The organism is Rhodococcus sp. 852002-51564_SCH6189132-a (assembly GCF_001665495.1).
GTDB classification, from domain to species: domain Bacteria; phylum Actinomycetota; class Actinomycetes; order Mycobacteriales; family Mycobacteriaceae; genus Rhodococcus; species Rhodococcus pyridinivorans.
In genome coordinates this window covers 54,653-75,602 of record NZ_LZMJ01000074.1, presented here as the reverse complement: position 1 = coordinate 75,602, position 20,950 = coordinate 54,653, and the positions used below count along the sequence as shown (strand labels likewise).

20 protein-coding genes and 1 pseudogene are annotated in these 20,950 nt (G+C 68.3%); 8 read left to right on the top strand and 13 right to left on the bottom strand.

What is annotated here, in order from left to right:
- Positions 1-304 precede the first annotated feature (304 nt).
- Positions 305-1,297, top strand: coding sequence for an isopenicillin N synthase family dioxygenase (locus A5767_RS18980; protein ID WP_006550608.1), 993 nt, complete (start codon positions 305-307; stop codon positions 1,295-1,297).
- A gap of 55 nt (positions 1,298-1,352) precedes the next feature.
- Here A5767_RS18980 and A5767_RS22815 read toward each other — a convergent pair.
- The 4 genes and pseudogenes from A5767_RS22815 to A5767_RS18965 all read right to left on the bottom strand — a co-directional run.
- Positions 1,353-1,532: pseudogene (locus A5767_RS22815) on the bottom strand (GMC oxidoreductase); the annotation flags it as partial.
- 134 nt (positions 1,533-1,666) lie between these two features.
- Positions 1,667-4,363 (bottom strand): molybdopterin-dependent oxidoreductase, encoded by a 2,697-nt coding sequence (locus tag A5767_RS18975; protein WP_064852907.1) that lies wholly within the window; start codon positions 4,361-4,363, stop codon positions 1,667-1,669.
- A complete protein-coding gene (locus tag A5767_RS18970; protein ID WP_024103403.1) occupies positions 4,360-5,202 on the bottom strand; it encodes an FAD binding domain-containing protein in 843 nt (280 codons plus the stop codon). Before A5767_RS18970 ends, A5767_RS18975 begins: the two co-directional genes overlap by 4 nt.
- Before the next feature lie 5 nt (positions 5,203-5,207).
- Positions 5,208-6,581: an 8-oxoguanine deaminase gene (locus A5767_RS18965; protein WP_033097281.1), complete on the bottom strand. Its 1,374-nt coding sequence runs from the start codon at positions 6,579-6,581 to the stop codon at positions 5,208-5,210.
- A 141-nt stretch (positions 6,582-6,722) separates the two neighbouring features.
- Here A5767_RS18965 and A5767_RS18960 point away from each other — a divergent pair, with 141 nt between their 5' ends.
- Entirely contained in the window at positions 6,723-8,186 is a 1,464-nt protein-coding gene (locus A5767_RS18960) for a PucR family transcriptional regulator (protein ID WP_231913226.1), read from the top strand.
- A gap of 30 nt (positions 8,187-8,216) precedes the next feature.
- Here A5767_RS18960 and pucL read toward each other — a convergent pair whose 3' ends face one another.
- The 3 genes from pucL to uraD are packed head-to-tail and all read right to left on the bottom strand — an operon-like array spanning position 8,217 to position 9,969.
- Complete coding sequence (pucL, locus tag A5767_RS18955) at positions 8,217-9,137, bottom strand: factor-independent urate hydroxylase (RefSeq protein WP_006550604.1); 921 nt, start codon at positions 9,135-9,137, stop codon at positions 8,217-8,219.
- 5 nt (positions 9,138-9,142) lie between these two features.
- Positions 9,143-9,466 carry a hydroxyisourate hydrolase gene (gene uraH / locus A5767_RS18950; RefSeq protein WP_019288025.1) on the bottom strand — a complete coding sequence of 108 codons (324 nt, stop codon included), beginning with the start codon at positions 9,464-9,466 and terminating at the stop codon, positions 9,143-9,145.
- On the bottom strand, positions 9,463-9,969 hold the full coding sequence (uraD, locus tag A5767_RS18945) for a 2-oxo-4-hydroxy-4-carboxy-5-ureidoimidazoline decarboxylase (protein ID WP_082937744.1): 507 nt from the start codon (positions 9,967-9,969) through the stop codon (positions 9,463-9,465). Before uraD ends, uraH begins: the two co-directional genes overlap by 4 nt.
- Positions 9,970-10,190: 221 nt before the next feature.
- Here uraD and A5767_RS18940 point away from each other — a divergent pair, with 221 nt between their 5' ends.
- A complete protein-coding gene (locus A5767_RS18940) occupies positions 10,191-10,583 on the top strand; it encodes a hypothetical protein (RefSeq protein WP_006550601.1) in 393 nt (130 codons plus the stop codon).
- A 147-nt stretch (positions 10,584-10,730) separates the two neighbouring features.
- Here A5767_RS18940 and A5767_RS18935 read toward each other — a convergent pair whose 3' ends face one another.
- Positions 10,731-12,428, bottom strand: a complete 1,698-nt coding sequence (locus A5767_RS18935) for a fumarate hydratase (protein WP_019288028.1) — start codon at positions 12,426-12,428, stop codon at positions 10,731-10,733.
- Positions 12,429-12,709: 281 nt separating this feature from the next.
- Between A5767_RS18935 and A5767_RS18930 the strand changes: the two genes are divergently transcribed.
- Both A5767_RS18930 and A5767_RS18925 read left to right on the top strand, forming a co-directional pair.
- Complete coding sequence (locus tag A5767_RS18930; protein ID WP_228045102.1) at positions 12,710-13,459, top strand: CPBP family intramembrane glutamic endopeptidase; 750 nt, start codon at positions 12,710-12,712, stop codon at positions 13,457-13,459.
- Positions 13,459-13,983: a 2'-5' RNA ligase family protein gene (locus tag A5767_RS18925; RefSeq protein WP_039586329.1), complete on the top strand. Its 525-nt coding sequence runs from the start codon at positions 13,459-13,461 to the stop codon at positions 13,981-13,983. The genes A5767_RS18930 and A5767_RS18925 overlap by 1 nt, the downstream gene beginning before the upstream one ends.
- Positions 13,984-13,990: 7 nt before the next feature.
- On the opposite strand, the gene A5767_RS18920 is transcribed toward A5767_RS18925, so the two are convergent.
- Both A5767_RS18920 and A5767_RS18915 read right to left on the bottom strand, forming a co-directional pair.
- The gene (locus tag A5767_RS18920) at positions 13,991-14,206 is read right to left on the bottom strand and encodes a hypothetical protein (RefSeq protein WP_026061451.1); all 216 of its coding nucleotides are present in this window, start codon (positions 14,204-14,206) and stop codon (positions 13,991-13,993) included.
- 85 nt (positions 14,207-14,291) lie between these two features.
- Positions 14,292-15,071, bottom strand: a complete 780-nt coding sequence (locus A5767_RS18915) for a helix-turn-helix domain-containing protein (protein WP_006550596.1) — start codon at positions 15,069-15,071, stop codon at positions 14,292-14,294.
- Positions 15,072-15,158: 87 nt separating this feature from the next.
- Here A5767_RS18915 and A5767_RS18910 point away from each other — a divergent pair, with 87 nt between their 5' ends.
- On the top strand, positions 15,159-15,500 hold the full coding sequence (locus A5767_RS18910; protein WP_064852906.1) for a DUF1330 domain-containing protein: 342 nt from the start codon (positions 15,159-15,161) through the stop codon (positions 15,498-15,500).
- Position 15,501: 1 nt separating this feature from the next.
- Here A5767_RS18910 and mug read toward each other — a convergent pair whose 3' ends face one another.
- Both mug and A5767_RS18900 read right to left on the bottom strand, forming a co-directional pair.
- Entirely contained in the window at positions 15,502-16,068 is a 567-nt protein-coding gene (gene mug, locus A5767_RS18905; RefSeq protein WP_006550594.1) for a G/U mismatch-specific DNA glycosylase, read from the bottom strand.
- A 25-nt stretch (positions 16,069-16,093) separates the two neighbouring features.
- Entirely contained in the window at positions 16,094-17,479 is a 1,386-nt protein-coding gene (locus tag A5767_RS18900) for a carotenoid oxygenase family protein (RefSeq protein ID WP_037215772.1), read from the bottom strand.
- A 183-nt stretch (positions 17,480-17,662) separates the two neighbouring features.
- Between A5767_RS18900 and A5767_RS18895 the strand changes: the two genes are divergently transcribed.
- Together A5767_RS18895 and A5767_RS18890 are read left to right on the top strand one after the other, a co-directional pair.
- Complete coding sequence (locus tag A5767_RS18895) at positions 17,663-18,601, top strand: winged helix-turn-helix domain-containing protein (protein WP_019288036.1); 939 nt, start codon at positions 17,663-17,665, stop codon at positions 18,599-18,601.
- A 126-nt stretch (positions 18,602-18,727) separates the two neighbouring features.
- Complete coding sequence (locus tag A5767_RS18890) at positions 18,728-19,486, top strand: DUF1906 domain-containing protein (protein ID WP_006550591.1); 759 nt, start codon at positions 18,728-18,730, stop codon at positions 19,484-19,486.
- On the opposite strand, the gene A5767_RS18885 is transcribed toward A5767_RS18890, so the two are convergent.
- On the bottom strand, positions 19,483-20,925 hold the full coding sequence (locus A5767_RS18885; RefSeq protein ID WP_064852905.1) for an MFS transporter: 1,443 nt from the start codon (positions 20,923-20,925) through the stop codon (positions 19,483-19,485). The genes A5767_RS18890 and A5767_RS18885 overlap by 4 nt on opposite strands.
- Positions 20,926-20,950: the final 25 nt, after the last annotated feature.

Sequence of the window (20,950 nt, the reverse complement as noted above, 5' to 3'; positions counted from 1 at the left end):
CTATGTGTCGAGTCGAGACGATCCAGGTTGGTAGTTGAGCGGTCGTGTCCGATTCATGACGATTGTGTTTCGGGCGGCGGAAGGGAATGAAGTTCGTGATGCCGACGGAGAATGCAGTGCCGGAACAGGATCGCGTCGCTCGGACGGTCGCCGTCGGACTTCCTCGATCCGGCTCGCCCGGTGCTCTGCGTCGGGGCGCGGTCCGGGAACCCGTAACACGGTCCTCACCTCAGCGAGACGGATCCGCAGTATCGCAGGAATTGACTCGGAGCGATCACCCGTCCGCTCTGTCCAGGAGTCACCTATGGAAGCCCTGCCTCTCATCGATCTGCGTCCGCTGCGCGACGGGAGCGACCCGCACGCCGTCGTCGGCGCGCTCGACGCCGCGTGTACCGACCTCGGGTTCTTCGTCGTCACCGGTCACGGACTCGACCCCGACCTCCGCGCGGCGACGATGGAGCAGGCGCGGCGCTTCTTCGCGCTGCCTTTCGAGGAGAAGATGGAGATCGCCATCGCGAGATCCACCTGTCACAGCGGATATGTGCCGCCGAAGACCGAGGCACTCGACCCCACCGTCGGAGCCGACGGCAAGGAGGCCCTCGACATCACCACCGACCGTGCGGCCGATCATCCGGAGGTGATGGCGGGTACGCCGCTGCACGGTCCGGCACAATGGCCCGCCTCGCTGATGCCCGACTTCAAGAGTGTCGCCGACGAGTACGCGAAGGCGTGTCTGGACATCAACGCCCACCTCATGCGCGGTCTCGCACTCGCTCTCGGCCTCGACGCCGACGCCTTCGTGCCGATGTTCACCGACCCGCTCGGGTCGCTCCGTATGCTGCACTACGCACCCGTTCCTGTCGGCGATACCACACTCGGCGTCGCGCCCCACACCGACTACGGCTCGTTGACACTGCTCGCCCAGAACGACATCGGTGGGCTGCAGGTCGCCGCGCGAGGCGGCGGATGGATCGACGTCGTGACCCCGCCCGACGCGCTGATCGTCAACCTCGGCGACATGATCGCCCGGTGGACCAACCACCGCTACGTCTCCACCCGCCATCGTGTGCTGAATCCCACACACGGACACCGTTATTCGCTGCCCTATTTCGTCACCCCGGACTACCACGCCGTGATCGAGGCGATCCCGACCTGTGTCGAACCGGGCGCGGAGCCGATCCATCCACCGATCGGGGCAGGCGAGTACCTTCAATCGCGGTTCGAAGCGACGCACGCATACCTCGGGGCCCCGACCGACGGTCAGATCGACAAGCACACCGTCTTCGTCTCCAAGTAGTTCTCCGGCCCGGCGGCGCCGTTCTCGTAATCCCAGACGACAGTCTCCTCTCGGTTCCGGTGATCAGCGAGGCCGCGCGCTCGGCGAGGGCGATCACGGGGGCGTTGGTGTTGCACGACGGGAGCACCGGGATGACGGAGGCGTCGACGACGCGCAGTCCGTCCACGCCGTGGACCCGCAGGTCCGGGTCGACGACGGCGTCGGATCCCACGCCCATCGCGCACACAGCGTGATGAGTCGAATCGACCCCGCTGCATCAACTTCGTGTTACGGCTGCGTTGCGTGTCCGGCCGTACAACGAACGAGACCGATGTCGTGTGCGAAATCCGGCCGGAAATCGCACACAACATCGGTCTTGATGGGTGGGTCTCACTGCATGAGGCGCCAGATGCGGTCGCGGGACAGCGGCAGCTCGTGCGGCCGCACCCCGATGGCGTTGCGCACGGCGTTCGCCAACGCCGGGGCCACCGGGTTGAACGGGGCCTCGCTCATCGACTTCGCGCCCATCGGCCCGAGTTCGTCGTAGGTGTCGGCGAAGTAGACCTCGGTGCGCGGGACGTCCGCGAATTGCGGAATATGGTAGTTGCGTAACACATCTGTCGTCACGCGGCCGGCGTCGTCTGTGATGATCTCCTCGTACATCGACGCACCGAGCGCCTGCGCAGTGCCGCCTTCGATCTGCCCGCGGCACTGCTCGGGGTTGAGGACGGTGCCGGCATCGGCGGCCTGGACCGAGCGGAGGATCTGCACCTCACCGGTACGGGTGTCGACGGCGACGCGGAAGGCCTGCACGTTGAACGACAGCGAGCGCGGCAGACCGCCGTGCCGGCCCTCGGCGCGCAACCGGCCACCCGCGACCTCCAGCAGCTCACCAGGCGTGACGAGACGATCGCCGCACCGCACGCCGTCGGCCTGCAGCTCGGCCTGCTCCGGGTCGAGGCCGGTCAGCTCCGCGGAGGCCTTGGCCATCCGCCGTCGCAACTCGTGGGAGGCCGCCAGCAGGGCCTTCGACGCGACGACCGTGCCCGACGACCCGAAGGCGCCGGTGTCGTGGGTGGTGACGTCGGTGTCGGACTGCTGGACCACGATGCGGTCGGGAGTGGTGCCGAGCGCGGTGGCCGCGATCTGGGTGTGGACGGTGGTGGTGCCGTTGCCGAACTCCGCGGTGCCCACCCGGGCAAGATACCGGCCGTCGGGCAGAAGTTCGATCGACGCTTCGGAGATGTGCCCGTTGGGCGGGTTGGTCGCGATCATCGCGAGCGCCATCCCCTCGCCGATCCGCCAGTGATCACCGGTCGGCGTGGGCCGGCCGCCGGTGCGCGCCATCGCCCGTTCGGCAAGATCGAGACACTGGTCGAGTCCGTAGCTGCCGTACGTCAGGTCGACGCCCTCGGGATGCGCCGCGACCAGTGGCTCTCCCGGCGCGATGATGTTGCGGCGCCGGAACTCGTACGGGTCGATGCCGAGCTTGATGGCGAGTTCGTCCATGGCCGACTCCACGGCGAAGATCACCTGGCCGAGGCCGTAGCCGCGGAAGGCGCCCGACGGCCGGTTGTTCGTGTACACGGATTCGGCGTCGACCCGCTTGTTCGGGCATCGGTACACCGCGATCGACTCCGTGCAGCCGTGGAACATCACCCCGGGGCTGTGGTTGCCGTAGGCGCCCGCGTCGGCCAGCACGTCGATCGCGAGGGCGGTGAGGACACCGTCGGCGTCGGCGGCGAGGGTGACGTCGACCCGCATGGGATGCCGGCACGGAGCGACGGTGAGCTGATCGGAACGGGTGAACTCCCACTGCACCGGGCACCCCGTCTTCAGGACCGCCGCCGCGACGACATCTTCGACCAGCATCTCCTGCTTGGCGCCGAAACCCCCGCCCACCCGGGCCGTGTGCACGCGCACCCGGTCCCGGTCGAGTCCGAAGATATGGCACAGCTCGTCGCGCACCAGGAACGGAACCTGTGTGGAACTGCGGATGACGAGCCGTCCGGCCTCGTCGAGATGACCGATGGCTCCGTGTGTTTCGAGATGGGTGTGTTGGACGCGGTGGGTCTGCCAGCGTCCCTGCACCACCGCCGCAGCGGACGCGACCGCCGCGTCGACGTCCCCGCTGCTGCCGTGGATCGCGGCGACGACGTTGCGTCCGGGATCGGCGATGCGCGCGTCGGCGGACTTGTCGGCGTGCAGGAGGGGAGCCCCAGGCTTCCGGGCCTCGTCGGGATCGAGGACGAAGGGCAGTTCCTCGTACTCGACGTGGATCGACGCGAGCGCCCGGTGTGCGATTGCCGGACTCTCGGCGACCACCGCGGCGACCCGCTGTCCGCGGAAGCGCACGACCCGGTCGAACAGGTATGTGTCGTCGGGATCGTCGTTGCGGTTCTCGTGGCGAGCGGTCGAATAGGCGGTGGCCGGGGCGTCGCGGTGGTACAACACAGCGTGGACACCGGGGAACGCCTCGGCGGCCGAGACGTCGACGGAGAGGATCCGCGCATGGGTGTGCGGGCTGCCGAGGACGGCGATGTGCAGCAGGCCCTCGACGGTGGTGTCGAGGGTGTACGGCTCGGTGCCGGTGATGACCCGCGTCGCGGCCGGTGCGCGCTGCGAGCGGCCGCACGACGGGCCATCGACCTGCTCGACGTTGGTGCGCGACCGCAGGGCATCCTCGATCGATCGGTAGCCGGTGCACCGGCACAGGTTGCCCTTCAAGCGTTTCGGCAGGTCGTCGAGATCTTCGTCGGTGAAGGTGGACGCGGTGACGATCATGCCTGCGGTACAGAAGCCGCACTGGAAACCGGCGGCGTCGGCGAACTGTTGTTGGACGGGATGCAGGTCGTCGGGGGTTCCCAGTCCCGCGACCGTGGTGACCTCGCGACCCTCGACCCGCACGGCCGGGACCACGCAGGAGTGGACGGGTTCGCCGTCGAGCAGGACCGAGCACGCGCCGCAGTCGCCGGCGTCGCAGCCCTTCTTGACCTCGAAGTGCTCGGTCTCGCGCAGCAGGGTACGCAGGCACTGGCCGGGCCGGGGGTCGACGTCGCGTTCGCGGCCGTTGACGGTGAGTTTCACGGCTGAACCTCCGTTTTCGGCAGTGCAGTGTTCGACAGTTCGGTGCGGATCTCTTCGGCGAGCACCGCGGTAACGGCACGTCGCCAGTCGGCGGCGCCATGCGCATCGGTGTAGTAGCTCGTCGTCGGGACGAGACGGGCCAGTGCGTCGGACAACGCCTGTGCCGACGGGACTTCCGTGAACCGCAGGAGACAGGGACGCACCGTCGACGCGGTGATCGACAGCGTGACACTGCCGTCGTCGTCGCGGCGTCCGATCACGACGGCCCCCGAACGTCCCAGCGGAGAGAGGGCGATCTTGCGGAAGACCGTGCGGGAACTCAGGACCCGCAGAGGAATCCGGATGCTCCGCAGGATCTCTCCGGGTGCGAGGGCGTTGGAGGCGACTCCGAGGACGAAGTCGGCCACCGGGATCCGCCGTTCGCCGCCGTCGATCGTCCAGATCACCGCGTCCGCGTCGAGTGCGGTCGCCAGCGAGATCATGGCACCGGCGGGGAAGGACAGGCAGATGTTGCCGCCGACCGTGGCGCGCTTCCAGATCTTCCACGACGCCAACAGTGCCTCGGCGCACTGCCGGAACAGCGGTGCCGCAGTATGTTCCGCCTCGTCCGAGAGTGCGGCCATCTGTTCGACCGTGCAGGTCGCGGCGATCTCGAGAGCGTCGGGGTGCCGGGTCACGGCAGGCCAGCCGAGACCGGACAGATCCACGAGTCGGTGGAGGTGCGGTTGCGGTTCGGAGAACAACCAGGTGCCACCGCCGAGCGGGGCCGCGCCCTCCTCGAAGGTCAGATCGGTGCGGTCGCGGGCGATGTCGTAGGCGGTGATGTTGTGCAGATCCATCGCCTTCACCCCGCCTTGGCGACCAGCGCGGCGTGTTCCGCCGCGACCTGCCGTGCCACGACGTCCTCGTCGACGGTCCGGACCTCGTCGCGGACGACCACCTCACGGCCGTTGATCAACAGCAGTTCGAGAGGCGGTGTGCTGCCGAGGACGAGGGCCGCGACCGGGTCGGCGATGCCGGAGTGGGCGAGGCCGTCGATCCGCCACAACGCCAGATCGGCGAGCTTGCCGGGCTCGATCGATCCGATCTCGTCCTCGCGTCCGAGGACCCGGGCGCCGCCGATGGTGGCGAGTTCGAGGCTCTGCCGCACCGTCATGGCGCGGGGGCCGCTGCGGGCACGGGCGAACAGTGCGGCGTGGTGGGCCTCTTCGAGCATGCAGCACGACTCGTTGCTCGCGGCACCGTCGACGCCGAGGCCGAGCGGCACGCCCGCGGCGTAGAGGTCGGCGGCGCGGGCGATGCCGGCACCGAGCCGGGCGTTCGAGGTGGGGCAGTGGGCCGCACCTGTACCCGACGCGGCGAGCACACCGATGTCACGGTCGTCGAGGTGCACGGCGTGCGCGTACCAGACGTCGGGTCCGGTCCAGCCCAGCGACTCCATGTACTGGACGGGCTTGCATCCGAACTTCTCGAGGCAGAAGTCCTCCTCGTCGAGGGTCTCGGCGAGATGGGTGTGCAGCCGCACCCCGAGATCGCGGGCGAGCAACGCGGACTGCTTCAGCAGCTCACCGGTCACCGAGAAGGGCGAGCACGGCGCGAGCGCGACCCGCAACATCGAATCGAACGACGGATCGTGCCAGCGGTCGACGGCCTCGCGGCTGCCCTCGAGGATCGCGTCGATGTCCTCGACGATGTGATCGGGCGGCAGACCCCCGGCGCTCGCACCGAGGTCCATCGACCCGCGGCAGGGATGGAAGCGGATACCGACCTCGGCCGCTGCGGCGATCTCCGCGCCGAAGACGTCACCGCCCTCGCGGGGCACGACGTAGTGGTGGTCGGTGCTGGTCGTGCATCCGGTGCGCACCAGATGCGCGAGTGCGCCCTTGGCCGCGACGTGCACGGCGTCGGCGTCGATGCCACCCCAGACTGGATAGAGGGTGGTGAGCCATTCGAACAGGGTGTGGTCGGCGGCGAGCCCACGCGTGATCCATTGGTACAGGTGGTGGTGGGTATTGATCAGGCCGGGCGTGAGCACGCACCCGGTGCCGTCGACGATCTGCGCATCGTCGTAGCCGGTCGGTTCGCCCGACCCGACCGCGACGATCCGGTTGCCGGAGACGACGACATAACCGTCGCGGTGTTCGGCGCGGGCGGCGTCCATGCTCACCACGTGTGCGCCGCGGATGACGAGCGGCCGGGTGGTGGGATGCGCGTGCATAGTCGACTCCTCGGATCGTCGGGAGTCTTCAGTCAACTGCGCCGAACAGATGTACCTCTGCGGCAGCACGCACGAAACACCTCGGAAATCCGCGGCTCGTACTGTGCGATCGTCCAAGACAGTCACCAGGAGGTGAACATCGTGCTTCTTCGAGATGTGGTGGAGGCGCCGGGGCTGGGAATCGGTGTACTGCACGGCGACGCGGAGGCCCTGAGCCGTCCCGTGCTGCGCGCGTGCACCACCGACATGCCCGACCCCACGCGCTACGTCAGCGCAGGCTCGCTCGTGTTCACCGGCCTGGTGTGGCGACGCTCCGTCGAGGACTCCGACCTGTTCGTCAAACGGCTCGTCCGAGCGGGGGTGACGGCGATGGCCGCCGGCGAGGCCCTGCACGGCCGGGTACCCGACGACGTGATCGAGGCGTGTGCACGACATCGCATGCCGCTCCTGGTCGTGCCCGACGAGGTGCCGTTCAGCCGGGTCATCGAATACATGACCGGGCATATGGCCGGAGCCCGGATGGATCGTCTGCAGACGGGACTGGCACGGCAGCGGCAATGGCTCGCCGCCGTCGCCGACGGTCGGAGTGTGGGGGAGCTGCTCGACGGACTCGCGCAGCAGCTCGGGGTGGAATCGGCGCTGATCACCTCCACAGGCGTGACGGTCGCAGGAGGTGCTGAGCTCGACGACGCCGAACTCGACCGGATCACCGCAGCAGCGTTGACCGCCGACCGCTTTCCACTGCGGCTCGACGGTGACTTCACCGTCCTGCCGGTGGGACGCGGACTGACGGACCGGATCGACGCGTGGTTCCTGGTGATCCGGCACGACGAGAGCGGACCGGAGTGCGTCGAGGCGTTCTCCGAACTCGCCGCGGTGGTCGCTCTCGATCGGATCCGGCGCGACGAACGGCGCCGGGTGGCATGGGAGATCACCGACCGGACCCCGACCGTGCGCGCTGCGGACTCGCGGGTCGCGGTGGTGGCCGAAGCCGAGGGCCGGATCTCGCCGGACGTCCTACGCGGTCTCGTCGAGGACGTCCTGGACGGAGCGGTCACGTCGATCGACGCGGCGAACAGGGTGGTCGCCCCGGCGATCGGCAGCGACGTCGACGTGGCACGGCTGTTGAGCCGACGCCTCGGGCGTCTCGCGCCGGCGTTGCGCGGCGACCGGATGTTCGTCGGTGTCGGCGGGCAGAGTTCTGACGACGACCCGGCCGGCGCGGTCCGCGCGGCGGCATCGGCATGCGCTGCAGCACACAACGATCCGGGTCCGGTGGCGGTGCGACGTGCCGAACTCGATTCGGCGCTCGACCTGTTGTCGACCCTGCCCGACGAACTGCGTCGCGCGTACGCCGACCGGCTGCTCGGGGGCGTCGTCGAACACGACCGACGCACCGACGCGGGTCTGCTCGCGACCCTCGAGGCATTCCTCGATTGCGACGGATCGTGGCGGCGCACGGCCGATCGACTGCACGTGCACCTGAACACGGTCCGCTACCGCATCGGGCGAGTCGAAGCGCTCACCGGGCGTTCCCTCGCGCGCACCGGTGACCGCTTCGATCTGTATCTCGCGCTGCGTTCGTTGGAACCCGCTCTCGCGTGAGCGGTATCCGTTGTCGTGCCGCGTGAGTGGTCACATGGCGCCGGTGTAGGGCTCCCAGGAGATGCCGGCATCGGGGGCGTCCTCGCGCAGCACGCTCGCCTGGATCAGTCCGTAGGGCCGGTCGTCGGCGTGGAAGACCTCACCGGCGTTCTCGACTCCGAAACGTGCCAGGTCGTAGAGGAAGTGGTGCTTGTTCGGTGCGGACAGGCGGATCTCGGCGATCGATGGGTACCGCTCGAGCACGGCGCGGCCCATCTCGTACAGGCTCTGTTGCAGGGCCTTCGAATGCAGGTTCGCGAACACCTCGAGGAGGGTGGCGCGCACGCCCGCGTAGACGGTGTCCCAGTCGACGTCGGTCGATGCGAACCGCCAGCGCGCCTGGAGGCTCGTCGCCATGATGCGATCCTCCGCCGGTTCGAGAACCGTGTACGGGTCGGTGAGGAAGCCCTGGAACTCCGAGCCGGTGGACTTGAGGACGACGAGATCCTTCAGGCCGCCGACCACCCATTCGCGTCGGTCGGTCCCGGTGCCCTCGACGGTGATCGCGGCGGTGCGGACCTCGGATCCCTTGCGCGTCCAGGTGTGGTCGTGCTCGGCGCCGTCGACGACGACCCGCTCCCAGGCGTACTCCTCGATCTCGATGCGCGCCGAGCGGACGGGTTCGACGTCGTCGACGAAATGCCGGGCGAGCGCGAGGCCGTACTCCTCGACGAACTCGACGCCCTTCTCCTTGGCGTAGGAGTAGATGGTCTGCTTCTGGCTGTCGGTGGGCAGCACCGTGCCCTGATCTCCCTCGAGATGTGCGGCGTCGAAATCGCCGTGCAGGCAGGACGAGACGTTCAGGTCGCGGATCTCGTGCCGGTCGGTGTCGCGCACGATGCGCACCACCCGATTCTCGGCCTTGCCGTAGCGGTGCGGTCCGAGGACGATCTTGCCGGTCAGTTCGGTCATGGTGGTCAGCTCCCGCGGTAGGTGGAATACGAATAGGGCGACAGGAGGAGCGGCACGTGGAAGTGGCTGCTGCCCTCCGGGATACGGAAGGTGACGGTCACCTCCGGATAGAAGGACGCGACTCCGCGGCGCGAGAACCAGTCACCGGTGGCGAAGGTCAGGTGGTAGGTGCCCTCGGGCAATGGATCGGTGAAACCGGTGAGACGACCGTCGTCGTCGGTGACACCGGCGCCCAACGAGGTTCCGTGCGTGTCGGTGAGGATGACGTGCAACCCCACCGCGGGGGCTCCGGCCGTCGCGTCGAGCACGTGGGTACTCAGGGTGTTCATGCGCGGCTCCCTGCGGTCTCGGTGACGATCCGCTCGAGGCGGAGTCGGGTGATCTCGGCGAGCGCTGCACGCATCTCGGCCTTCTCGCTCTCCGGGTCGTTGCGGAGGCGACGCTCGAGGATCTCCAGCAGTTCCGGTGCCGTGCGGCCGGCGGCGCGGACGAGGTAGACGTGCCCGAACCGTTCCTCGTACTCGCGGTTGCCGGCGGCGAGCCGGTCGAGGATGTCGGCGTCGGCCGTGGTGACGGCGGACTGCTCGCGGCGGGAAGCAGCGTGTTCGCTGCGTTCGCCGATGCGCGGGTGGCCGGCGAGGGCGTCGGCGAGGTCGTCACCGTCGAGGTTCTCGGCCGCGGCAGCGGCGGTGGTGAGCAGCACGGTGCGCGAACCGAACGGGCGCGCTGCGACGACGGAGTGTGCCCATGTCCGGCTCGAGCAGCAGCCGAGCAACAGTGCGATGGCCTCGTCCTCGGGCATCGCATCGAACCGGGCCGTTGTGAGCTGCACGGACCCTCCTTTCGTCGGTGCATTCGATACTGTCCGGTGGGCGTGCGGCGGGGGAGGTGCAAGCGCTACAGAGTTCGGTCCGCCGCGGGTGCGCCGGTTGGATGATCGGCCAACGAGGTAGTTGCGCCTTGAACGTTTTTCTGGAATAGTTCCAGTTATTGGATTTATTCCAGAAGAAGTGGGCGACCCGGGTGGGGTCGCAGGGTTGAAGGAGTGATCACATGTTCACCGCCGACCGTCCTCGAGCAGTGACGCTTCCGCCGGTCGTGCTCGGCGGACTGCGACCTCTCTACCGGCAGATGGTCCGCAACAACGTTCCGGCCGCATCGTTCGAGCACACCGCCGGACGGGCCGTCTTCGACGTCTGCCTGATCGCGGGGGAGCACGGTCCGCAGCTGCAGGTCCGCGCCCGCGACTTCGGGATCGACTTCACGCTCGCGATGACCACGCATTTCCGTATCGCGCCCGTGATGAGCGACGACCAGTACCGCGCACTGTGCGCGGTGCTCACACCCGGCGCCGAACCGGCACCAGGCATCGTCCTCGACTTCCTGCAGCAGGTGGTCGTGCAGTCGCCCGCGGTGCTCGCGCGGACGCACACTTGCGCTGCTTGAGTCCGAATTTGCTCGTCCTGTGGACATGAGCACACGCTCCGGCAGCGTGTTTCTGTCCGCACGGTGCGCACATCCACCCGAACGCGAACGGCCCGGCAGAAAATCCTGCCGGGCCGTTCGGGATAGTGCGTCTACAGCGAGTCGGGTCTACAGACCGGGTCGCTTGCCGACCGTGAGCGTGACCTCGCCGGTGTGCGCGAAGAAGTCGTTGCCCTTGTCGTCGACGACGATGAATGCGGGGAAGTCCTCGACCTCGATCTTCCAGACCGCTTCCATGCCGAGCTCTTCGTACTCGACGACCTCGACGTTCTTGATGCAGTCGAGCGCCAGACGCGCGGCCGGACCGCCGATCGAACCGAGGTAGAAGCCGCCGTACGTGTGGCATGCGTCGGTGACCTGCTTGGAGCGGTTGCCCTTCGCGAGCATCACCATCGAGCCACCGGCGGCCTGGAACTGGTCGACGTAGGAGTCCATACGACCGGCCGTCGTCGGGCCGAACGAACCCGACGCCAGACCCTCGGGGGTCTTCGCCGGACCGGCGTAGTAGACCGGGTGATCCTTCAGGTACTGCGGCATCTCCTCACCACGGTCGAGGCGCTCCTTGATCTTCGCGTGCGCGATGTCGCGCGCGACGACCAGCGGACCGGTGAGCGACAGGCGCGTCTTGACCGGGTGCTTGGACAGCTCCGCGAGGATCTCCGGCATCGGCCGGGTGAGGTCGATCTTGACCGCGGCACCCTTGCCGGTGCCCGAGACGCCCGACGTCTCGGAGTCGAGCTGGCTGTCGGTGACCTCGGGCAGGAACTGACCGGGGTTGAACTCGAGCTGCTCGAGGAAGACACCCTCGGGCGTGATCTTGGCCTTGGCCTGGCGGTCGGCCGAGCAGGAGACGGCGATCGCGACGGGCAGCGACGCGCCGTGGCGCGGCAAGCGGACGACGCGGACGTCGTGGCAGAAGTACTTGCCACCGAACTGCGCGCCGATGCCGATCTTCTGGGTGAGCTCGAAGACCTTCTTCTCGAGTTCGAGATCGCGGAAGCCGCGGCCGGTGATGGCACCCTCGGTGGGCAGCTCGTCGAGGTAGTGCGCCGAGGCGTACTTGGCCGTCTTGAGCGCGAACTCGGCGGAGGTGCCGCCGACAACGATCGCGAGGTGGTAGGGCGGGCACGCCGCGGTGCCGAGCGACCGGATCTTGGCCTCGAGGAACTGCATCATCGAGTCCGGGTTCAGGATGGCCTTCGTCTCCTGGTACAGGTACGACTTGTTGGCCGATCCGCCGCCCTTGGCCATGAACAGGAACTTGTAGGCGTTCTCGTGGCCCTTCGCGGTGTCCGCGTACAGCTCGATCTGCGCCGGCAGGTTGTTGCCCGTGTTCTTCTCGTCCCACATCGTCAGCGGGGCGTTCTGCGAGTACCGCAGGTTCAACTTCGTGTACGCGTCGTACACACCGCGCGCGATGGACTCCTCGTCGTCACCCGGGGTGAGCACCTGCTGGCCGCGCTTGCCCATGACGATGGCGGTGCCGGTGTCCTGGCACATGGGCAGCACGCCGCCGGCGGCAATGTTTGCGTTCTTCAGGAGGTCGAGCGCAACGAACTTGTCGTTGTTCGACGCCTCGGGGTCCTCGAGGATGCTCGCCAGCTGCTTCAGGTGATCCGTGCGCAGGTAATGGGAGATGTCGTGCAGCGCGGTCTCGGTGAGCAGGCGCAGGGCCTCGGGTTCCACCTTCAGGAAGGTGCGGCCGTCGGGTCCTTCGACGGTGGACACCCCCTCGGTGGTCAGCAACCGATACTCGGTGGGGTCTTCCCCGATCGGCAGCAGGTCCTCGTAGAGGAAGTCGGCCATTGTTTCTCCTGGAAGAGGGCTGGTGATCGCCGTACACGTTAGCGGCGCCGGCGCAAGGCCTTGACAACGGGGCATGTGACGGACTCGACCTGCAAACTCGATGTGACCTGCGTCTCGCGACTTTCGGCGGTGTGTTTATGTCGCCGACGACCGGAAATCCCGGAAGGAAGTCGAGGCCGGAGTGTTCGCCGTCACGGCGGCCGGCAGGCCCCGATCCGTACACTTGACCGGATGTTCGAGAGTTTCCGGAGGGATCGCACGTGACCGTAGAAATCGAACGGTTGCCCTCGCCCGAGACCGGACGCCTGCCGTCGCTGGCCTGGCTTTCCCGTTTCCACGCCTGGATCGATCTCGCCGTCGTGATCGCGGTGCTCGTCACCACCAACCTGATCGCCCACTTCACCACGGCGTGGGCGTCGATCGCGACCGTGCCGATCGCAGCATGCGTGCTGGTCGCGATGATGCGTCGACGCGGCATGCGCTGGTCGGAACTCGGCCTCTCACCCCGGCACTGGAAGAAGGGGACGCTCTACTCGGTAGCAGCCGTGGCCCTCGTCCTGGCGGTGGTGGCGATCGGCATCGCCCTGCCGTTCACCAGGCAGTTCTTCCTCTCCGAGCGCTACGCCACGATCTCCGGTGCCCTCGTCGCCTCGATGATCATCATCCCGCTCCAGACCGTCATCCCCGAGGAACTCGCCTTCCGCGGGGTGCTCCACGGAACCCTCGAGCGAGTGTGGGGCGCACGCGGGGTCTTCGCCGCGGGATCCCTGCTGTTCGGGCTGTGGCACGTCGCCTCGTCGTTCGGTCTCACGGCGGGTAACGCCGGCCTCAGCGCCTTCCTCGGTGCCGGGCTGCTCGCGCAGATCGCCGGCATCGTCGGCGCGGTGATCGCGACCGCCGCCGCGGGCTTCGTCTTCACGTGGCTGCGTCGTCGCAGCGGCAGCATCCTCGCGCCCATCGCCCTGCACTGGTCGCTCAACGGCGCCGGTGCCCTCGCCGCCGCGCTCGTCTGGCACGCCACACTCAACTGATGGCGCTGGCGGTCTGTCTCCTGTTCGACACCGAGACCGACCGCGCGATCCGGCGCCTGTGGGGCCGGCTCGAGGAGAGCGGCATCCCGACCCTGCTCACCCACACGCACCGCAAGCACGTGCCGCACCTGTCGTACGCGGTACTGCGGACCTACGACCGGGCCGCCGTCGTCTCGGCCCTCGAGGGCGTGCCCGACGGGGGACCGGTCCCGGTCTACATCGACACGCTCGGACTGTTCCGGCGCGGCCGGGCGTCGCTCGTGCCCGCCCCCTCGTCCGAACTCGTGCAGCGACAGGACCGCGTCGTGCGGGTCGTGGAGACGACGGGAGCGGACCTGCACCGCTACTACGTCCCGGGACGCTGGACCCCGCACTGTTCGCTGAGTCCCCGAACCCGGCGTGAGGAACTCGATCGTCTGGGCGCGGTCGTCTACGACGTGCTGCCCATCGAAGCGACACTCGATCGCGCGGTGCTGATCGACACCGCCACCGGCGAGCACACGCCGCTACGGATGATCCCGTGAGGGAAACTCACTCCTCGGGGTTCTCCACCCACGGTCCGTACGGGGGTGGGCCCTCGCTCTGGATCTGCAGGCCGAAGTGCGGACAGTGCTTCCACACGTAGCCGTGCAGGACGTGTTCTTCCGACGTCGCGGTGTTCATCAGTACGAGGTCGCCGCTGGGGCGGTGTTCGAGGGCGAAGCCGGACTCCCGCTGATCGAGAACCCACCATTTCGCAGTGCTCATGTCGGTGTCCTCCGCATGATCCGCTCGGCAGACGCGCACCTCCCACGTTAGCGCGGAAACCGTTCGTGATCGGCCGATTCGGCGATCACGATCCGTTCAGGACCCGGGCCGTCGCCTCGTCGGCGGGATAGAACGCCTCGATCGCCAGTTCCGACACCGTCACGTCGAGCGGGGTCCCGAAGAGGGTGGTCGTGCTGAAGAACGACAACTCGCCGGCCTCGGTCCGCAACCGCATCGGCACGACCAGCGAATGCGGTTCGATCTCCTCCACCGGATCGTCGCAGGGATAACCGGCGAGTTCGTCGTACAGGCGCAGCAGGACAGGGTCGGCGGTCGCACCGATCTGGTGTTGCAGCCGGGCGAGCAGATGACCGCGCCACTGCCCGAGATCGACGATGCGCGGCGCCAGTCCCCGCGGGTGCAGAGTCAGTCGCAGCACGTTGATCGGCGGTTCCAGCAGTTCCGGAGCGCACCCCTCGACGAACACCCCGACGGCGTCGTTGGAATCGACCATCGTCCAGTGCCGGTCGACGACGAGTGCGGGAAAGGGGTGGTGCGACGACAGGATTCGCGTGATCGCGTCGGAGATCGCCGCCATCGGCATATCGCCGAGGTGATGCTCGGGGTAGACAGGCGCATGTCCCGCCGCGACCAGAATGGTGTTGCGTTCGCGCAGCGGGATGTCCAGCCGGTCGCTCAGCTTCAGCACGGTCGCGCGTGACGGGCGGGACCGGCCGGTCTCGACGAAGCTGAGATGCCGCGACGAGATGCCGGCGGTATGGGCCAGGGTGAGCTGGCTCAGGCCGCGGCGCTCGCGCCATGCCCGCAGCAGGGCGCCGGCGTGGGGAGTGTCGACCGTGGTCATGCACCCGACAGTAGAGCCGGCGGGGAACGGTCACCATTACTTCCGGGGTAATCGATTCCGTGCACGACGCGGCGCAGGGTGGTCCCCATGAACGCATACGCAGTGGCTCATCTCCGCAACGTCGACCTCAACGACGACATCGTCCGGTACATCGAGACCATCGACGACACCCTCGCCCCGTACGACGGACGCTTCCTCGTCCACGGCGTCGACCCCGAAGGGATGGAAGGACCCTTCGAGGGGAACCTCGTGATCATCGAATTCCCCGACGTCGACCGTGCCCGGTCCTGGTACGAATCCCCGGAGTACCAGGCGATCCTCCCGCTGCGCACCGAGAACTCCGAGGGATGGACGGTCGTCGTGCAGGGCACACCGCCCGGCTACCGCGCCACCCACTTCCTCGACAAGGTGTTCGGCGCTCAGCGGTAGTTCAGGACAGGATGCCGGCCGCCCGGGCCGATTCGGCGTAGGCCCGCGCCAGCGACTCCACCGTCTCGTGGGCGTTCAACCCGCTCGGATTGGGCACCACCCACAACGGGACGTCACCGATCGTGTCGTCCTGCCGCCCGGCCTTCGCCTTGCGCCGGCCGAAGGCCGCGCGGTAGGCGGTGATGCCCGCGACCGCCACGGCGCGAGGGCGGAACTCCGCCACCACGTGCGCCAGATGGCGTCCGCCCTCACGCAGTTCCTCGTCGGTGAGCTCGTCGGCGCGGGCCGTCGCACGCGGCGCCAGGTTCGTGATGCCGACACCCCGCTCGAGCAGGTGATCGCGGTCGGCGTCGCTCATACCGGACGACGCGTCGATCGGCCGGTCGACGATGCCGGCACGGAACAGGGCGGGGTAGAAGCGATTTCCGGGCCGCGCGAAGTGGGCTCCCGTCGCGGCGGTCCACAATCCCGGATTGATGCCGACGAACAACAGGCGGCAACCGGGCGCGACGAGATCGGGGATCACCGCATCGCGGAAGGACTCGAGTTCGGCTCGCGTGAAACCCATCCACCCAAACTAGCCGGAGCGACGCTCAGTCCGGCGGGAGCCAGGCTCCGTGCAAGCCGGCCGGGACACGGATCGGCAGACGGACCCGCGCGATCGGGCCCGATGCCGGGTCGGATGCGGGGAAGATCAGGAACCAGCTCGACATGTCCTCGCGGTCGGTGGCGATGGTGCCCCAGTGGTCCGCCGCGTCTCCCGGCATCAGGATCGGCTCGCCGGGAGCGAGACTGTCGTGCGTCCACACCGACTCCGTACCCGCCTGTACGTCGAACCAGCACAACGAATCGGCCGATCCAGGAGGTAGGTTCGAGGATCCGCTCTTGCCGATCGTCGCTACGACGCGGTGACCGAGGGTTGTGGACCGGTCGTCTATGCGCGGGAACTCCATGTCGCGCTCGCACAGGACGGTCCGCGTGATCCCGTTCCGTCCGATCACCGCACGGCTCAGGGTGGACCGGTTCGGTTCGCTCTGCCGAGTCAATCCGCCGGGATAACACCATTCGACGTAGTCGAGCGCGACGTCGCCGTCGGGCAGGTCGAAGGCGTTGGCGGTGTGCCACATCCAGAACGTGTCGGTCGAGAACCACCGCACCGCGCCGCTGTCGCGGGGGACGAGCGCGACACGCGTTCCGAGATCCGGCTTCCAGTCGAGCGGCGACCCGCCGGAGAAGATCTGCGAGAGATCGAACACGAGCGGGGCCAGGACCAGAACGACATAGGTCGGCGTCAGTGCCATGTCGTGGATCATCAACGGCCGGTCCATGCCGTCGATCGGGGTGGGCGCGCGCGTCACCGTCCCGTCCGGCGCGACCACCGACCAGGTCAGATACGGCGGGTCGAGCATGTAGCAGAAGGCGACCATCTCGCCGGTGTGCGGATCGATCTTCGGGTGCGCCGTCAGCCCGACCGGCAGGGTTCCGTCGAAGGTCTCGCGTCCGAGCGTCTCGAGGTCGGAACCCAAGGTGTACGGTGGCGCCGCTTCGGCCATCGCCATGAGCCGCCCGCCGTGCCGGACGATGTTGATGTCCGGCAGCTCGCGCATGGTGTTCGCCAGGTCGGGCCCGACCTCCTCCTCGGGAGGGAAGTACGGATCGGTGATGCCGGCCCACAGCGCGCGACCGGCCTTCTCCTCCGCGACGACCTGCGGGGTCCGCACGAACCTGTTCGTGTAGCGCGCGGTGCCCCCGGCGATCTGCACGCGGTGGACCATGCCGTCGCCGTCGATCGGGTAGACGTAGTGACCGATCGGGTCGAAGCGCGGATTGGGTCCGTTGCGGAGATAGCTTCCGTGCAGATCTGCGGGCAGTTCCCCGTGGACCTCCAGCTCGCGGACGTCCACTTCCTCGCGTTGAGGCGCGAACAGGCCACTGAGATGCGGATGGTGTGCCAGGTCGACAGGCGCCGGACGTTGCATGACGACTCGCTTCGGTGGAGGCGATTCTTCTGTGGGGCAATCGTAGGACCAGGAAGGGCGATCGGTTCGTGATTCGGCGCGCCCGATCCCACACCCACGGACGGGGACCGTGCATCGGATAGGGTTGTTGCCTACGTGCAGGACTGATAGTGCGGCCGCACGGCCGCGACGTTAGGGGAAGGTGTGCAGCGCCGGAACGCGATCGGAAACTCCGTCCGGAACACCGGAGGTGACGAGGCCACGTTGCCGCCGTACACGGATCTTCTCTGGCCGACCGTGCAGGCGGTGATCGAACTCGGCGGATCCGGTGTCATCGAGGAGATCGATTCCGCCGTGATCTCCCGGACGGGACTGTCCGAGGCCGCACAGGCGGTACTCCACGGTGACGGCCCCGGAACGGAGATCGAATACCGGCTGGCCTGGGCCCGGACTTACCTCAAGGGCATGGGTCTGCTGTCGAATACCCGCCGCGGTGTGTGGAGCGTGACCGACCGTGGCCGCGCCGTGCGCGAGTCGGAGATCAAGCCCATGCAGGTCGCGTACACGGCCGAGAAGCGTCGCAAGCGCATGGTGCGGAACGTCTCGCAGGGTGCCCAGGTCGTGCCGCTCGCAGCCGCCCCCGAGGATCCCGAACTGTGGCGCGAACCCGTCCTCGGTGCCGTCGCCGACCTGTCGGAGGACGGTTTCGAACGGCTCGCCACCGCGGTACTGCGCGCGGCCGGATTCACCACCCTGACGATTCCGGCCCCGGGCGGATCCCACGCTCCCGAGGGCACCGGTCACGTCGAGGGCGCCGGTGTCCTGCGCGTATCGCTGCTGAGCTTCTCGGTGTTCTTCCGTTTCCTGCGGGCACCGGAGAAGGCGGGTGCCGACGTGGTCCGCGAGTTCCGCGCCGCGATGGTCGGGCGGGGCGAGAAGGGTCTGCTCGTCGCCACCGGATCGTTCACCGAGGACGCGCGCGCCGAAGCCCACCGGCACGGCGCCCCGCCGATCGATCTCGTCGACGGCGACGGGTTGTGCGATCTGCTCAAGGAGCACGGTCTCGGTGTCCGTTCCACGGTGCGGACGGTCGAGGACGTCTCCCTGGTGCCGGCCTTCTTCGCCGAACTGTCCGGCCGCTGACCTCGTAGCGCCGTTGCGGATATCGCCTGCCGCGACCTGTCGAATTCTCGGTGTGGCCGGTGGGACGCCTGTGATTGTGATGCAATACGGCGGACGTACAGACGGCAATACGAAGGACAGGTTGCGATGAGCCTTTCGCGGCGGGACATGTTGCGGTACGCGACGCTCGGATCGGGCGTCGCGTTGATCTCTGCGCTCGGCGCACCGGGTCTGGCCCAGGGACGCCCGGTGCTCGGGACCATCATCGACTACTCGGCCGCCGTACCGTCGCCGTCGTCGATCCGCGCCGCCGGCCATATCGGCGCCATCCGGTACGTGTCCGATGCGCGACCCGATGCCGCCTGGATGCGCGCCAAGCCGCTCACCGGACGGGAAGCGGACGCGCTGCTCGACAGCGGACTCGAAGTGGTCTCGTGCTACCAGTACGGCAAGGCCGCGACCGCCGACTGGCTCGGTGGTTACGAGGCGGGGCTGAAGCACGCCCGGCGCGGCCTCGACCTCCACTACGCGGCCGGTGGCCCGGAGAACCGGCCGATCTACGCCTCGATCGACGACAACCCGACCTTCGAGCAGTTCACGCTCCAGGTCGTGCCGTACCTGCTGGGCTGGCAGGAAGTGGTCGGCGCTGGAAATCTCGGTGTGTATGCCAACTCGCCGACCATCGACTGGGCGTCGGCGATCTCCCTCGGGTCCTTCTACTGGCAGCACGACTGGGGCACGCCCAACGGGTACGTGCATCCGCGGGCGAACCTGCACCAGATCCCGGGCGAGGTCCGGATCGAGGGCATCGGCGTCGACATCAACCACGTCCTCACGCCCGACTACGGCCAGTGGTCGCTCGCCGGCAGCGCACCGAGTTCGGACCCGGGACTCCTGGGAAGTTAGCGCTCGGGTCGGGTCTCGTCGACGGGTCGCACGGAGCGGCCCGGCGGCGGGATGAGGACCGTGAAGACCAGTCCCACCACCGCCGCCCACATCGCCACCAGGAAGGTGGCGCGGAACCCTTCGAGTGCGGGGACCACGGAGTCGCCGATGCGCTGGGTCATCACTGCCAGCATCACGCCCACCACCGCTGCGGCACTCGTCGTGCCGATGGACCGCATCAGGGTGTTGAGGCTGTTGGCCGCGGCGGACTCGCGTAGCGGCACGGCACCCATGATGAGTGCGGGCATCGCGGCGTAGGCGAGGCCTATGCCGGCGCCGATGAGCATCGACGCGCCGACGATGTGCCAGACCTCCTGGTACAGCACGTACGCCATCAGGTATCCGAGGCCTACGAGCACCGTGCCGCAACCGAGGGTCACGCGCGCGCCGAACCGCGTCGTGATGCGCGCCGAGACGGGGGACAGCGCCATCATGACGAGCCCCGCGGGGGCGAGCGCGATACCGGCGGTGACCATCGTCTGCCCGAAGCCGTAGCCGGTCTCCGTCGGTGCCATCAGCAGCTGCGGGAACGCCAGGATGTTCGAGTACATCGAGAAGCCGATCGCGACCGACGCGAGATTCGTCATGAGGATCGGTCGGCGGGCCGACAATCGAAGGTCCACGAGAGGTCGCGGTACCCGCAGCTCGTACACGCCCCAACCGACGAACACCACGACTGCCCCGGCGAGCATCCCGAGCGTGGCCGGGGCGGTCCATCCCCAGTCGTTGCCCTTGGTGACGGGCAGGAGCAACAACACGAGGGCGACGGAGAGCAGCAGCGCCCCGGCGACGTCGAAGCGTCCCGGATTGCGGTGCGACGATTCGGGCACGACGAACAGGATCGCGGTGATACCGATGAGCCCGAGGACCAGCGACGCGACGAACAGCATGTGCCAGTCGGTCGCCTGGGCGACGAAGGCCGCGGCGGGAAGGCCGATCGCGCCGCCGACACCCATCGTGGCGCTGATGGTGGCCATGGCGCCCGGGAGTCGCCGGGAAGGCAGCTCGTCGCGCAGGATCGCGATACCGAGCGGGATCGCGCCCATCGCGGCGCCCTGGAGAGCCCGGCCGACCACGAGCGGGACGAGGGTCGTCGCGAGCGCGCAGACCGCCGAACCGAGCACCATGAGCGAGAGCGAGGTCAGCAGCATCCGGCGTTTGCCGAACATGTCGCCGAGGCGACCGCTGATGGGGGTGACCACCGCGCCGGCGAGCAGAGTCACCGTCACAGCCCAGGACGTGTTCTCGGGTGACGCGCCGACGAGCACCGGCAGCCGCGGGAGGATCGGGACGATGAGGGTCTGCATGAGCGCGACGCTGATCCCGACGGTCGCGAGGACCGGCACGATGCCGCGCGGGGCAGGAACCTCCCGGGTGGAGAGCGGTGTCTCAACGGCCATGCGGCTCCTCGGTCCGGGGCCGGGG

Bases quoted from the DNA above. Each gene is read 5' to 3' on its own strand.
- uraH (WP_019288025.1), bottom strand. From the start codon at position 9,466: ATGAACACCCTGAGTACCCACGTGCTCGACGCGACGGCCGGAGCCCCC.
- A5767_RS18970 (WP_024103403.1), bottom strand. From the start codon at position 5,202: ATGGATCTGCACAACATCACCGCCTACGACATCGCCCGCGACCGCACC.
- A5767_RS18935 (WP_019288028.1), bottom strand. From the start codon at position 12,428: ATGGCCGACTTCCTCTACGAGGACCTGCTGCCGATCGGGGAAGACCCC.
- A5767_RS18915 (WP_006550596.1), bottom strand. From the start codon at position 15,071: ATGACCACGGTCGACACTCCCCACGCCGGCGCCCTGCTGCGGGCATGG.
- A5767_RS18920 (WP_026061451.1), bottom strand. From the start codon at position 14,206: ATGAGCACTGCGAAATGGTGGGTTCTCGATCAGCGGGAGTCCGGCTTC.
- A5767_RS18925 (WP_039586329.1), top strand. From the start codon at position 13,459: ATGGCGCTGGCGGTCTGTCTCCTGTTCGACACCGAGACCGACCGCGCG.
- A5767_RS18890 (WP_006550591.1), top strand. From the start codon at position 18,728: ATGAGCCTTTCGCGGCGGGACATGTTGCGGTACGCGACGCTCGGATCG.
- A5767_RS18980 (WP_006550608.1), top strand. From the start codon at position 305: ATGGAAGCCCTGCCTCTCATCGATCTGCGTCCGCTGCGCGACGGGAGC.
- A5767_RS18885 (WP_064852905.1), bottom strand. From the start codon at position 20,925: ATGGCCGTTGAGACACCGCTCTCCACCCGGGAGGTTCCTGCCCCGCGC.
- A5767_RS18940 (WP_006550601.1), top strand. From the start codon at position 10,191: ATGTTCACCGCCGACCGTCCTCGAGCAGTGACGCTTCCGCCGGTCGTG.
- A5767_RS18900 (WP_037215772.1), bottom strand. From the start codon at position 17,479: ATGCAACGTCCGGCGCCTGTCGACCTGGCACACCATCCGCATCTCAGT.
- A5767_RS18965 (WP_033097281.1), bottom strand. From the start codon at position 6,581: ATGCACGCGCATCCCACCACCCGGCCGCTCGTCATCCGCGGCGCACAC.
- A5767_RS18910 (WP_064852906.1), top strand. From the start codon at position 15,159: ATGAACGCATACGCAGTGGCTCATCTCCGCAACGTCGACCTCAACGAC.
- mug (WP_006550594.1), bottom strand. From the start codon at position 16,068: ATGGGTTTCACGCGAGCCGAACTCGAGTCCTTCCGCGATGCGGTGATC.
- pucL (WP_006550604.1), bottom strand. From the start codon at position 9,137: ATGACCGAACTGACCGGCAAGATCGTCCTCGGACCGCACCGCTACGGC.